This is a genomic window from Streptomyces sp. NBC_01264 (assembly GCF_026340675.1).
Classification (GTDB): Bacteria; Actinomycetota; Actinomycetes; order Streptomycetales; family Streptomycetaceae; genus Streptomyces.
Genome location: NZ_JAPEOX010000001.1, coordinates 6,718,839 through 6,731,700 on the forward strand (window position 1 = coordinate 6,718,839; position 12,862 = coordinate 6,731,700).

General features: G+C 71.7%; 11 protein-coding genes. 8 read left to right on the forward strand and 3 right to left on the reverse strand.

Translation table 11 applies throughout. From position 1 onward, the window contains the following. Nucleotide 1 precedes the first annotated feature (1 nt). Nucleotides 2-571 (forward strand): GNAT family N-acetyltransferase, encoded by a 570-nt coding sequence (locus OG435_RS31500; RefSeq protein WP_266881292.1) that lies wholly within the window; start codon nucleotides 2-4, stop codon nucleotides 569-571. On the opposite strand, the gene OG435_RS31505 is transcribed toward OG435_RS31500, so the two are convergent. Continuing rightward, on the reverse strand, nucleotides 568-2,598 hold the full coding sequence (locus OG435_RS31505) for a phosphocholine-specific phospholipase C (protein ID WP_266881293.1): 2,031 nt from the start codon (nucleotides 2,596-2,598) through the stop codon (nucleotides 568-570). The genes OG435_RS31500 and OG435_RS31505 overlap by 4 nt on opposite strands. A 119-nt stretch (nucleotides 2,599-2,717) precedes the next feature. Beyond that, nucleotides 2,718-3,731, reverse strand: coding sequence for an NADP-dependent oxidoreductase (locus OG435_RS31510; RefSeq protein WP_266881294.1), 1,014 nt, complete (start codon nucleotides 3,729-3,731; stop codon nucleotides 2,718-2,720). Between the two features lie 101 nt (nucleotides 3,732-3,832). On the opposite strand from OG435_RS31510, the gene OG435_RS31515 reads away from it, so the two are divergent. The 4 genes from OG435_RS31515 to OG435_RS31530 all read left to right on the forward strand — a co-directional run bounded on the left by OG435_RS31515 (nucleotide 3,833) and on the right by OG435_RS31530 (nucleotide 7,583). Beyond that, nucleotides 3,833-4,714, forward strand: a complete 882-nt coding sequence (locus OG435_RS31515) for a LysR family transcriptional regulator (RefSeq protein WP_266881295.1) — start codon at nucleotides 3,833-3,835, stop codon at nucleotides 4,712-4,714. Nucleotides 4,715-4,974: 260 nt separating this feature from the next. Beyond that, nucleotides 4,975-5,109 carry a hypothetical protein gene (locus OG435_RS31520; RefSeq protein ID WP_266881296.1) on the forward strand — a complete coding sequence of 45 codons (135 nt, stop codon included), beginning with the start codon at nucleotides 4,975-4,977 and terminating at the stop codon, nucleotides 5,107-5,109. A gap of 115 nt (nucleotides 5,110-5,224) precedes the next feature. Beyond that, nucleotides 5,225-6,265 (forward strand): 3-isopropylmalate dehydrogenase, encoded by a 1,041-nt coding sequence (locus tag OG435_RS31525; protein WP_266881297.1) that lies wholly within the window; start codon nucleotides 5,225-5,227, stop codon nucleotides 6,263-6,265. Between the two features lie 229 nt (nucleotides 6,266-6,494). Further along, the gene (locus OG435_RS31530; RefSeq protein WP_266881298.1) at nucleotides 6,495-7,583 is read left to right on the forward strand and encodes a branched-chain amino acid aminotransferase; all 1,089 of its coding nucleotides are present in this window, start codon (nucleotides 6,495-6,497) and stop codon (nucleotides 7,581-7,583) included. Between the two features lie 80 nt (nucleotides 7,584-7,663). On the opposite strand, the gene OG435_RS31535 is transcribed toward OG435_RS31530, so the two are convergent. After that, a complete protein-coding gene (locus tag OG435_RS31535; RefSeq protein ID WP_266881299.1) occupies nucleotides 7,664-9,088 on the reverse strand; it encodes a cytosine permease in 1,425 nt (474 codons plus the stop codon). 156 nt (nucleotides 9,089-9,244) lie between these two features. Here OG435_RS31535 and ureA point away from each other — a divergent pair, with 156 nt between their 5' ends. Genes ureA through OG435_RS31550 form a run of 3 tightly spaced genes read left to right on the forward strand, consistent with a single transcriptional unit; the run spans nucleotide 9,245 to nucleotide 12,843 of the window. Next, on the forward strand, nucleotides 9,245-10,042 hold the full coding sequence (ureA, locus tag OG435_RS31540; RefSeq protein ID WP_266881300.1) for an urease subunit gamma: 798 nt from the start codon (nucleotides 9,245-9,247) through the stop codon (nucleotides 10,040-10,042). After that, nucleotides 10,039-11,781 (forward strand): urease subunit alpha, encoded by a 1,743-nt coding sequence (locus OG435_RS31545; protein ID WP_266881301.1) that lies wholly within the window; start codon nucleotides 10,039-10,041, stop codon nucleotides 11,779-11,781. The genes ureA and OG435_RS31545 overlap by 4 nt, the downstream gene beginning before the upstream one ends. A gap of 18 nt (nucleotides 11,782-11,799) precedes the next feature. Then, nucleotides 11,800-12,843 carry an agmatine deiminase family protein gene (locus OG435_RS31550; protein WP_266881302.1) on the forward strand — a complete coding sequence of 348 codons (1,044 nt, stop codon included), beginning with the start codon at nucleotides 11,800-11,802 and terminating at the stop codon, nucleotides 12,841-12,843. The last annotated feature ends 19 nt before the right edge of the window (nucleotides 12,844-12,862 follow it).

Genomic DNA, 12,862 nt, shown 5'->3' on the forward strand with positions numbered 1-12,862 from the left:
TATGAGCGACGAGGACACGGGAGCCGCAGGCGCGGTCTCGCTGCGGCACACCTCGCAGTTGGCTGAGGGGGAGCTGCGGCAGGTGCGGGAGCTGCTCGGCGGGGCCTTCGAGGGGGACTTCGGGGACGAGGACTTCGAGCACGCGCTGGGCGGGATGCACGTGCTGGTGCACCGGGGCGGGGAGCTCCTCGCGCACGGGAGCGTCGTGCAGCGGCGGGTGCTGCACCGGGGGCGGGCGCTGCGCACCGGCTATGTCGAGGCGGTGGCCGTACGGGCCGACCGGCGCCGGTGCGGGCTCGGCGGCGTGGTGATGGAGGCGGTCGAGGGGATCCTCGCGCGGGCCTACGTGCTCGGGGCGCTCAGCGCCTCCGACGACGGGGCCCGGCTGTACGCGGGCCGCGGCTGGCGGGTGTGGGGCGGGGAGATCGGGGTGCTCGGGCCCGGCGGGCCCGAGCGGCTGCCCGAGGAGGAGGGGTCGACGTACGTGTGGACGCCGCCCGGCGGTGGGTTGCTGCTCGACCCCACCGCCGGGCCGCTGACGTTCGACTGGCGCGACGGCGATGTGCTCTAGCTGCCGCTGATGCTCGGGGCGCCGGACTCGATGTGGCCCGTGTAGCGGCGCGACCAGGTGCCGTCGGAGTCGGCGAGGACCGTGAAGTCGTACCAGCCGTTGTTGTAGGCGACGGCGTTGAAGTAGTCCTCGCGCGAGGAGTTCGCCGGCACGGTGTACGTCCACGGGCCGTCCGTGCGGTAGGCGTTCGCGCGGATCGTGAAGGTGACCGGCGAGGCCGAGGTGTTGGTCATCTTGAGGTAGAGCGCCGTCTTGCCGGTGCCCGGCTCCACCGCGAAGCGGGACGCGACCTCGATGGACTTCCCCGCCTTCGACGCGTCGCCGATGAAGCGCCGCAGGAAGCGGTTCGGCCCGTACATCGAGATGTCGTACTTGCCGGAGCCGCTGCCCGTGCCGATGTTGAAGTAGTCCGTCGACGTGGCGCCGGCGTCCACCGTGTACTGCCAGGCGGCCGTGTCCCGGTACTGGTGCGGGTGGATCGAGAAGTGCGCCGCCTGCTTGGCCTCCGCGCCCGCGTTCGTCATCGAGAACCAGGCGAGGATCTTGCCGCCCGAGCCGAACTCGAAGCGGTCCAGATTCCCGTTGACCTGGTAGGGAAGGGCGCGCGCGGGCCGGGTCCCGGCCTCCTGCACCGGCTGCGCGTTGTCCTGCGGCACCGGGTTGGAGAGCGGGCCGCAGGTCGCCTGCCCGATGACCTTGGCGGTGGAGGGGAGGCCCGCGGGAACCCCGTAGACCGGGTGCGCGAAGTCGAAGACGCCCGTGAGGTCGCCGGTGACCTTGCGGCGCCACGCGCTGATGTTCGGACAGTTCGCCGGGGTGCCGAGCGCGGCCGTCCACTTCTCCATGAAGCGCAGCACGGAGGTGTGGTCGAAGACCTCGGAGCTCACCCAGCCGCCGCGGGTCCACGGGGACATCACGATCATCGGGACGCGGAAGCCGAGCCCGATCGGGGTGCCGTCGATGTACTCGCCCGCGGTGCCGGGCGGCGCGACCGGCGGCGGGACGTGGTCGAAGAAACCGTCGTTCTCGTCGTAGTTGAGGAAGAGGACGGTGGAGTCGAAGACCTCCGGGTCGGCCGACAGCGCCCGGTAGACCAGGTCCACGAAGTGCGCGCCGTCGCCGGGCGGGGCGTACGGGTGCTCGGAGAAGGCCTCGTTCGCCACGACCCAGGAGACCTGGGGCAGGGTGCCGGCGACCACGTCCGCGCGGATGGCGGCGGCGATGTCGTCGGGGGTGGAGCCGGTGACCTTGGGGACGGAGCCCATGCCGCGGTCCCACAGGGGGTTGCCGGGGGCGGCGTCCGTGAACTTCTTGAAGTAGGCGAGCCCGTTGTCCCCGTAGTTGTCCTGGGCGTTCTGGTAGACCTTCCAGCTCATCCCGGCGCGCTGGAGGGCCTCCGCGTACGTCTCCCAGGTCAGCCCGGACTCGTCGCCGCCGTCCTTGCTGCTCGCGTCGATCTTGCCGCTCCACAGGAAGGTGCGGTTCGGGCCGGTCGCGCTCAGGGTGGAGCAGAAGTAGGCGTCGCAGATGGTGTAGTTGTCGGCGAGGCCGTAGTGGAACGGTATGTCGCCGCGGTCGAGGTACCCGAGGGTGCGGGTGTTGCCGACGCCGGTGACGAAGTTGTCCATGCGGCCCTTGTTCCAGGCCGCGTGCTGCGAGGTCCAGCTGTGCGGGAGGTCGCCGTTGCACTGGGCGAGGGTCTCGCCGTCGACGCCGCCGACCGGCGGGGTGGAGCTGAGCTTCCACGGGTACTGGCGGCCGCCCCAGTTGGGCTGGTTGAACATCCCCCAGCCGCCCGGGATGTTGCCGGCGGCGCGGTCACCGAAACCGCGGACACCCTTCAGCTTGCCGAAGTAGTGGTCGAAGCTGCGGTTCTCCTGCATCAGGATCACCACGTGCTTCACGTCGGTGATCGTGCCCGACGCGGTGGCCGCGGCCGCCGACGTCGGCGCGATCGCGGGCAGGGTCGCCCCTGCCATCAGCCCGGCGCCGATCCCCACGAACCCTCTGCGGCTGATAGGTGTCACTGGCTGCTCGCCTCCAACTCAAGTGCCCCGCTGGCACATTGACGGCAAGAGTGGCGGCAGTCGCGCCAAAGGTCTACATCCGTGCGGTAAGAAGTCGGTGAACATCCGGGTGGCTGGATTCAGACATCGATGCGTACGAGCATTTTTCCCAGATTGTCGCCCCGGAGCATGCCCCGGAAGGCCTCCACCGTGTGATCAAACCCCTGTACAACGGTGGTGTCGGTACCGATCCGGCCACTGCGCAGGTGCGGGACGAGAAAGTCTTCCAGCTCGTCCTGCAGATTGGTGTGATTCCGAACCAATACCCCTTCCAGGCGCAGTGACTTGTGTACGACCTCGAAGAGGTTGTGGGGCGCGGCGGGGGAGCGGTCGCCGTTGTACATCGAGATCCCGCCGACCCAGGCGATCCGCCCGTACTCGCGCAGCACGTCGATGGCCCCCTCCAGGTGGTCCCCGCCGACGTTGTCCACGTAGACGTCGATGCCATCGGGTGCCGCCTTCGCGAGCTGTTCGCCGACCGGCCCGTCGTGGTAGTCGAAGGCCGCGTCGAAGCCGAGGACCCCGGTGAGGTGGCGGACCTTCGCCGCCGTGCCCGCGCTGCCGATGATCCGGCGGGCGCCGAGCAGCCGGGCGATGCGGCCGGTGGCCGTGCCGACCCCGCCCGCCGCCGCCGAGACGAAGAGGTCCTCGCCCTCGCGCAGGGCCGCGGTGCGGGTCAGGGCGGCGTACGCGGTCAGCCCGGTGCCGCCGAGGATGGAGAGGTAGGCCTCCAGCGGGACGCCCGCGTGGCCGCGCAGTTTGCGGGTACCGCCGACTCCCAGGGTGACGAGGGCGTGGGTGCGCCAGCCCTCGCGGTGGAAGACGAGGTCGCCCTCCGCGAGGCCCGGGTCGCGCGAGGCGACGACCCGGCCCACCGAGCGGCCTTCCAGCGGGGTGCCGAGCTCGAAGCCTCCCTCGCCGCCGTCCATCAGCCCGCGGTGGTACGGGTCCACGGAGAGCAGCAGGTTCTCCACGAGGGCGGTACCGGGCCGCGGCCGGGGGACGGGGGTCCGTACGTACGCGAAGTCGGAGGCGGCGGGGAAGCCGGCCGGGCGGGCGATCTGGTGGACGGCGTGAGCGGTGTTCGTGGTCATGGCGAGGACGCTAGGAGGGAATCGGCGGGCCGGGCAGGGGGTTGGGTTCATGGAAGCCGCACACCCATGAACGACGCTCATAGAACGAGGTGAGGGCCCCCGTGGCCGAGCTCCTTCCGCAGGAACTGCGGGTGCTGGTGGCCGTCGCCGAGCGCGGCGGCTTCTCCGCCGCGGCCGCCTCGCTCGGCCTCACGCAGTCGGCCGTCTCGCACTCGGTGCGCGGCAGCGAGGCCAAGCTCGGCGCGGTGCTCTTCGAGCGCGGCCGGAGCGGCGCCTCGCCCACCCCGGCGGGGGAGCGGGCCGTCGGGCACGCCCGCCGGATCCTGCGGCTCCACGAGGTCATGGCGGCGGAGGCGCGCGGCGCGGACCGGGCCGGCGGCCCGGCGGTACCGGAGGGCGTCCTGCGGATCGCCGCGTTCCGCAGCGCGGCCCTGCACCTGCTGCCGCCCGCCCTGGAGCGGCTCACCGCCCGCCACCCCGGCATCCGCCCCGAGGTCCGGGTGGTGCGCGAGCTCGGCGCCGGAACGGCCGGGGAGGTGGCCGCGGGCCGCGCGGACCTCGGCATCGCGACGCTGGGCGGTGCCCAGGGACTGCCGCCCGGCCTGCTGAGCGGGGTGCTCGTGGAGGAGGCGTACGCCCTGGTGCATCCGGCGGGACACCCCGACCCGAAGGCGCTGCCCCTGATGGACTGGGACGAGAACTGCGGCTCCTACACCCGCAGCTGGTGGCTGGCGCAGGACTGGATCCCGCGGGCGACCGTCAAGGCGGAGGACGACGCGATGGTGCTGACCATGGTCGGCCGGGGGCTCGGCATGGCGATCATGCCCGAGCTGTCCCTCCGGGAGGCGACCGGAGCCGTGGAGGTCGCCGGATTGGGTCCGCGGGGGCCGGTGAGGCGCGTGGGGTACGTCACCACACCGGAATCCGCTGCCACTCTCGCCGTACGTGCTCTGATCAGGGAACTTCGCTCCCAGAGCGGCTGAAAACGGAGCCAGGGAAAGGGTCTTCCGGGCCGTGCGGCGTCTCAGATAGTAGGAAGTCCGAGTAATTGCGGAGACATACAGCGGGAGCTGGCTTACGTTGTAGAAGCCGAACGTCTCGCCGATCCGGCGAATGGCGGTCGAGAGCGCGCGCCCCATGGCAGGCAACCCCTGCCGCGCACCGCTCCCCGCCTCATCCGGCGCCTTGAAGGAACCCCTCATCCGTGGCCCCGCCACGCCGTGATCTCAAGGAGTCGATCACCATGACGCACACCCCCTCCACCACCGCCCGCCGTGTCCGCCGCTCCGCCTCCGCCGACGCGGACCGCAAGAACGCGGCCGCCGCCCTGCAGCGCGCCCTGGACCGCCGCGACAACGGCGGCTCGACCGGCCACTGAGCAGCCACTGCCCCGGCCACTGACCCGGCGCTGAGCGTTCCCGGCCCGGGACATATTGCGTCCACATGATGGACGCAATATGTCTGAGGGATGGGACAAGGAGTACGGTTCCACCATGTCGACCAGCATCAATCTCGCAGTGATCCCCGGTGATGGCATCGGCCAGGAAGTCGTGGCTCAGGGCCTCAAGGTCCTTACCGCGGCCCTGCCCCAGGATGTGAAGCTGGAGACCAAGGAATACGACCTCGGCGCCCAGCGCTGGCACCGCACCGGTGAAACCCTCCCGGACGCGGAGCTCGAGGCCCTCAAGCACCACGACGCGATCCTGCTGGGTGCCATCGGCGACCCCTCGGTCCCGTCGGGCGTCCTGGAGCGCGGTCTGCTGCTGAAGCTCCGCTTCGCCTTCGACCACTTCATCAACCTGCGCCCGTCGAAGCTCTTCCCCAACACGGCCACCCCGCTCGCCGGCCGTCCGGAGATCGACTTCGTCGTGGTCCGCGAGGGCACCGAAGGCCCGTACACCGGCAACGGCGGCAGCCTGCGCACCGGCACCCCGGCCGAGGTGGCCACCGAGGTCAGCCTCAACACGGCCTACGGCGTCGAGCGCGTGGTCCGTGACGCGTACGAGCGTGCCAACGGCCGCCCGCGCAAGAAGCTGACGCTGGTCCACAAGAACAACGTCCTCGTCTACGCCGGTCACCTGTGGAAGAACATCTTCGACAAGGTCGGCCAGGAGTACCCCGAGGTCACCACCGACTACCTGCACGTCGACGCCGCGACGATCTTCTTCGTCACCCAGCCCGAGCGCTTCGACGTCATCGTCACGGACAACCTCTTCGGTGACATCCTCACCGACCTGGCCGCCGCCGTGACCGGCGGAATCGGCCTGGCCGCCTCGGGCAACATCAACCCGACCGGCGCCTTCCCGTCCATGTTCGAGCCCGTCCACGGCTCCGCTCCGGACATCGCCGGCACCGGCAAGGCCGACCCGACCGCGACGATCCTCTCGGTCGCGCTCCTGCTGCGCCACCTCGGCTACGAGGCCCAGGCCGCGCGCATCGAGGACGCGGTCTCCGCCGACCTCGCGGAGCGCGACGGCACCTTCCGCTCCACCGACGCCATCGGCGACGCCCTCGCCGCGCGCGTAGCCGGCTGACCCGGTAGCCCCACCTCAGGAAGCCGCCGGGTCGCGATCACCGCACCCGGCGGCTTTTCCTGTGCGGCCCCGGGTGTCACCATCTCCCCTGGGCCGCATACACCCCGTTTCACCGAAGCCTCCTCCCGCGCGATAATCGAACGCGAGGCCGCGGAATATGGGGAAGCTCGGACGTCCTAGTACGCCGTGAGCGCGGTCCGCCCTACAAACCGGTGAAGGACAAGCACTCATGACGACGACGCCCACGATCGAGCTGAAGCCCTCCTCGACCCCTCTGTCCGCCGCGGAGCGCGACGCGATCCTGGCGAGCCCCGGCTTCGGCCGCCACTTCACCGACCACATGGTGACGGTCAAGTGGACCGAGGGCCGCGGCTGGCACGACGCGGAGCTGGTCCCGTACGCGCCGCTGTCGATGGACCCCGCGAACATGACCCTGCACTACGCGCAGACGATCTTCGAGGGGCTGAAGGCCTACAAGCAGCCCGACGGCACCGTCGCCACCTTCCGCCCGCAGGCCAACGCCGAGCGCTTCCAGGCCTCCGCCCGCCGCATGGCGATGCCGGAGCTGCCGACCGAGCTGTTCATCGAGGCCTGTGACGCGCTGATCAAGCAGGACCGCGCCTGGGTGCCGGACTCCGGCGAGGCCTCGCTCTACCTGCGGCCCTTCATGTTCGCCACCGAGGTCGGCCTCGGCGTCCGCCCGGCCAACGAGTTCCTCTTCATCGTCATCGCCTCCCCGGCCGGCGCCTACTTCCCCGGGGGCGTCAAGCCCGTCTCCGTCTGGCTCTCCGAGGAGTACGTCCGCGCCGCCAAGGGCGGCACCGGCGCGGCCAAGACCGGCGGCAACTACGCGGCCTCCCTCGTCGCGCAGGCCCAGGCCGCCGAGCACGGCTGCGACCAGGTGGTCTGGCTCGACGCGGTCGAGCACCGCTGGATCGAGGAGATGGGCGGGATGAACCTGTACTTCGTGTACGGCGACCGGATCGTCACCCCCGAGCTGACCGGCTCGCTCCTCCCGGGCATCACCCGCGACTCCCTCCTCACCATCGCCCGCGACCTCGGCTACACCGCCGAGGAGGGCCGCATCACCACCGAGGACTGGAAGCGCGACAACGAGAACGGCACCCTGACCGAGGTCTTCGCCTGCGGCACGGCCGCCGTGATCACCCCGGTCGGCTCCGTGAAGTCGGAGCGCGCGAACTGGACCCAGGGCGACGGCGAGCCCGGCGAGGTCACCATGAAGCTCCGCAAGGCCCTCCTGGACCTCCAGACCGGCCACCAGGCCGACACCCACGGGTGGATGCACCCGCTGGGCTAGGGCCCGCAGTCCGTACGCACGAAGGCCCGCGCCCCTCGAAGGGGGCGCGGGCCTTCGTCCGTACGACGTACCGGGCGCTTTTACGCGGCGACCGGCTCGCCCTCGGCTTCGGCCGGCGCCGGGGCGGGGGCCGTGCGGGCGGTCAGGGCCGTGTAGACCAGGGCGCCGGTCAGGCCGGAGAGGACGAAGGAGCAGTCGACTCCGTTGGTCAGGGCCAGCAGCGGGCCCTCGTAGAACGGGGTGGTCACGGCGAGCAGGCCGACGCCCGCGCCGATGGCCCAGGAGAGGGTGGCCGCGAGGTTCCAGCCGCCGCGGAACCAGTAGACCCCGCCCTTGGCGCGGCGGTTGAAGACCTGCAGGGCCTCGGCGTCGTACCGGCCGCGGCAGCGGACGTAGCCGATGAGGGTGATCACGGCCCACGGGGTGCCGATCGCGGTGAGCAGCAGCACGAACGAGGTCATCGCGGCCTGTACGTCCCACTCGAAGGAGCCGACGAACACGAACGCGGTGGCCACGGCCGCGGCGATCACGGTGGCCGTGGTGCGGGTGGCCCGCGGGACGATGGCGTCCAGGTCGAGGCCCATGGAGTAGAGCATCAGCCCGGCGTTGCCGACCGATCCGGCCGCCGCGGCGACCAGCAGCGGCACCAGGTACCAGAACGGCGCGGCGTCGACCAGCGGCCCGGCGTACTCGGCGCCCGCCCGGGCGGCGAGCGCGGTGTAGGTGCCGAAGAGCTGCGGGATCAGCAGCCCGACGAGCAGGCCGAGCCCGGTGGACAGGAGCACCTTGCGGGAGCTGTGCCGGCGCGGGGAGATGTAGCGGGTGTAGTCGCCGAGCAGCGTGATGAAGGCGACGGGCCCGCTGAGCCCGGCCGCGACGGCGGCGAGCAGCCAGGTCGGCCAGAAGGAGCCGAGCAGGTACGCGGTGTCGGGCGGGGCCGCGGCGGTGAAGTCGGGCGCGTAGGCGAACACGCCGGCGGCCAGCAGCAGCACCATGCCGATGGAGAGCACCTTGCTCATGCGCAGCAGCAGCCGATAGCCGAAGACGGCTCCGACGACGGTGCACGCGGCGAGCACGCCGTACATCGCGGCCCGGGAGACGCCGGTGTCCGGCAGCCCGGTGAGCCGGGACAGGGCGCCGACCATCACGTCGCCGCCTATCCACAGGGTCAGCGCGGTGTAGCCGAGGGAGAGCAGCAGGCCCACCACCGAGCCGACGAGCCGGCCGCGGACGCCGAACTGGGCGCCGCTGGACGTGGAGAGGTTGGTCCCCGTGCGCAGGGAGACGAGCGCCAGCGGCGCGGTGAAGGCGATGCCGACGAGGGTGCCGGTCACGATGGCGGTGACCGACGGCCACAGACCCAGCCCGAAGGACGGGGGCAGCCAGCCGAAGACGATCACACCGAGGCAGAGGTTGGAGCCGAGGAGGATCGAGATCAGGTCACGGGGACCGCTCGTCCGTTCCTCCTCCGGGATGGTGTCGACTCCGCGCTGTTCGATGGGCATGGGGGGACTCCCTTGGCAGGGCGGGGGGTGGCAATGCAATGTTTGAGCGACACTCAATGTGACCTAAGCCTTGGTCTCAGGTCAATGCTTCATTGCAGGGAAATGAAGAGTTAGAGTGATGCTCTAACCCATCGACTCAAAGGGTGGTGGATCGGCGTGCGGCTGACCCCTACGGAGCGCGACCGGCTGCTCCTCCGCAGCGCTGCGGAACTGGCCAGATCCCGACGGGCCCGCGGATTGCAGCTCAACGTCCCGGAGGCCACCGCGCTCATCGCGGACACGGTCTGCGAGGCCGCGCGCGACGGCAAGCGGCTGGCGGAGGCCATCGAGGAGGCCCGCTCCGTGCTGGGCCCGGACGATGTCCTGCCCGGCGTCAGCGACGTAGTCACCGAGGTGCACGTGGAGGCCGTCTTCGACGACGGATCCCGTCTCGCGGTGGTCTCGGCCCCGATCCGGGGCGCCGTCGGCCTGGGCGAGGACGCCCCGGGCGCGGTCGTACCCGGCCCCGGCGCCCCCCAGCCGGAGCCCGTGGTCCACCTGCGCGTACGCAACACCGCGCCGGTGCCGGTCAGCGTCACCTCCCACTTCCACTTCTTCGAGGCCAACCCGCGCCTCGACTTCGACCGCGCGGCGGCGTACGGCATGCGGCTGTGCGTGCCCGCGGGCTCGTCGGTCCGCTTCGACCCGCACGGCGAGGGTGAGGTCGGCCTCGTCCCCATCGGCGGGGACCGCGTCGCGATCGGCTTCGCGGGGCTGGTCGACGGACCGCTGGACGCCCCGGGCGCCAAGGCCGAAGCCCTGCGCCGCGCAGCCGCCTGCGGCTACCTCGGCGCGGCCGGCGCGGTCGCCGCGAGCCCGCCGGACGCCGCCCGGGCCCCGGGCTCCGGGCCCGCCCCGCGTGGCGGAGCCGCCGCTCCCGACGCCGGCGACCGCCCGGAAGGGACGGCGACATGAGCCGGCAGACGCCCCACACGGACCACAGCGCGCACTGCGCGCCCGGCAGCCGGCACATCGACCCGCACGAGTACGCCTCCGTCTTCGGCCCCCGGGCCGGCGACCGGGTCCGGCTCGGCGACTCGGGGCTGACCGTCCGGGTGGAGTCCGATTCGCAGAAGCCCGGGGACGAGTTCCTGGCCGGGTTCGGCAAGACGGCACGCGACGGACTGCACCTGAAGGCCGCCGCCGTCCGCGACACCTGCGACGTGGTGATCAGCAACGTGCTGGTCATCGACGCCGTCCTCGGCATCCGCAAGGTCTCCATCGGCATCCGCGAGGGCCGGATCCACGCGATCGGCCGGGCCGGCAACCCCGACACCCTCGACGGGGTGGACGTGGTGGTCGGCACGGGGACGAGCATCGTCTCCGGCGAGGGCATGATCGCCACCGCCGGCGCCGTCGACACCCACGTGCACCTGCTCTCCCCGCGGATCATGGAGGCCTCGCTCGCCGCGGGCGTCACCACGATCATCGGGCAGGAGTTCGGCCCCGTCTGGGGCGTCGGGGTCAACTCGCCGTGGGCGCTGAAGCACGCCTTCAACGCCTTCGACGCCTGGCCCGTCAACATCGGCTTCCTGGCCCGCGGTTCCTCCTCGGACCCGGCCCCGCTGATCGAGGCCCTGGCCGAGGGCGGCGCGAGCGGCTTCAAGGTCCACGAGGACATGGGCGCGCACACCCGCGCCCTGGACACCGCCCTGCGGGTCGCGGAGGAGTACGACGTCCAGGTCGCCCTGCACAGCGACGGCCTCAACGAGTGCCTCTCCGTCGAGGACACCCTGCGGGTGCTGGACGGCCGGACCATCCACGCCTTCCACATCGAGGGCTGCGGCGGCGGACACGTCCCCAACGTCCTGAAGATGGCGGGCGTACCGAACGTCATCGGCTCCTCCACCAACCCGACCCTGCCCTTCGGCCGGGACGCGGTCGCCGAGCACTACGGCATGATCGTCTCCGTCCACGACCTCAAGCCGGACCTCCCCGGCGACGCCGCCATGGCCCGCGACCGGATCCGCGCGGGCACGATGGGGGCCGAGGACGTCCTGCACGACCTCGGTGCGATCGGCATCACCTCCTCCGACGCCCAGGGCATGGGCCGCGCCGGCGAGACCATCCGCCGCACCTTCGCCATGGCCGCCAAGATGAAGGGCGAACTGGGACCGCTGGCCGGCGACGGCGAGGGCGACGACAACGCCCGCGTGCTGCGCTACATGGCCAAGCTGACCATCAACCCCGCCATCGCCCACGGCCTGGCCCACGAGATCGGCTCCATCGAGGTCGGCAAGCTCGCCGACATCGTGCTGTGGCGCCCCCAGTTCTTCGGCGCCAAGCCCCAGCTGGTCCTCAAGTCCGGCTTCCCGGCCTACGGGGTCACCGGCGACCCCAACGCCGCCACCGACACCTGCGAACCGCTGGTCCTCGGACCGCAGTTCGGTTCGTACGGGGCCACCGCGGCCGATATCTCCGTCGCCTTCGTCTCGGCCGCCGCGGCGGCCCTGGGCAACGACGAGATGCCGACCCGCAGGCGCCGGGTCGCGGTGCGCGGCACCCGCGGCATCGGCCCGGGCGACCTCCCGCTGAACTCCCGGGTGGGCGCGGTCGATGTGGACGCGCGCAGCGGCCTGGTCTCCCTGGACGGGGAACTGCTGCGCTCCGAAGCGGCCGACTCGGTCTCCCTCAACCGCCTGTACTTCCTGTAAGCCCTAAGGACCCCTGCCATGAGCAACGCTGACAAGCCCGTCGACAACGGATTCCGGATGCCCGCCGAGTGGATGCCCCACGAGCGCACCTGGATGGCCTGGCCCAGCCCCAATCCCACCTTCACCAACGAGCAGGAGCTCGCCGAGGCCCGCGCGGCCTGGGGCGCCGTCGCCCGCGCGGTGCGCACGTACGAGCCCGTGACCCTGGTGGTCTCGCCCGGTGACGCCGAGAGCGCCCGCGCCGTGGTCGGCGATGACATCGAGCTGGTCGAGCGCGAGCTCGACGACGCCTGGATGCGCGACATCGGCCCGACCTTCGTCACCGACGGGGCGGGCGGGCTCGCCGCCGTCGACTGGACCTTCAACGGCTGGGGCGCCCAGGACTGGGCCCGCTGGGACCACGACGCGGAGATCGCCCGGGAGATCTCCGGCATCGCCGGGACCCGTACGTACAGCACCGCGCTGGTCAACGAGGGCGGCGCCATCCACGTCGACGGCGAGGGCACCGTGCTCCTCACCGACACCGTGCAGCTCGGCAAGGGCCGCAACCCCGACTGGACCCGCGAGCAGGTCGAGGCCGAGATCCACGCCCACCTGGGCACCACCAAGGCGATCTGGCTCCCGTACGGCCTGGCCGGCGACTACGGCACCTACGGCACCCAGGGGCACGTCGACATCGTCGCCGCCTTCGCCCGCCCCGGCGTGGTCATGGTCCACAGCCAGCCCGACCCGGCCCACCCGGACCACGAGCGCGGCAAGACCATCGCCGCCATCCTGCGCGCGTCCACCGACGCCCGGGGCCGGCAGCTCGAGGTCGTGGAGATCCCGGCGCCGACCGTGCTGGAAGAGGACGGGGAGTGGGTCGACTACTCCTACATCAACCACTACCTGTGCAACGGCGGCGTGGTCCTGTGCGCCTTCGACGACCCGCGCGACGAGGAGGCGGCGGAGATCTTCCGCGGTCTGTTCCCCGAGCGGACCGTGACGCTCGTCGACGCACGTACGATTTTCGCCGGGGGTGGCGGTATCCACTGCATCACCCAGCAGCAGCCGAAGGTCTGACCCCGAGCGGGCGGCCGGG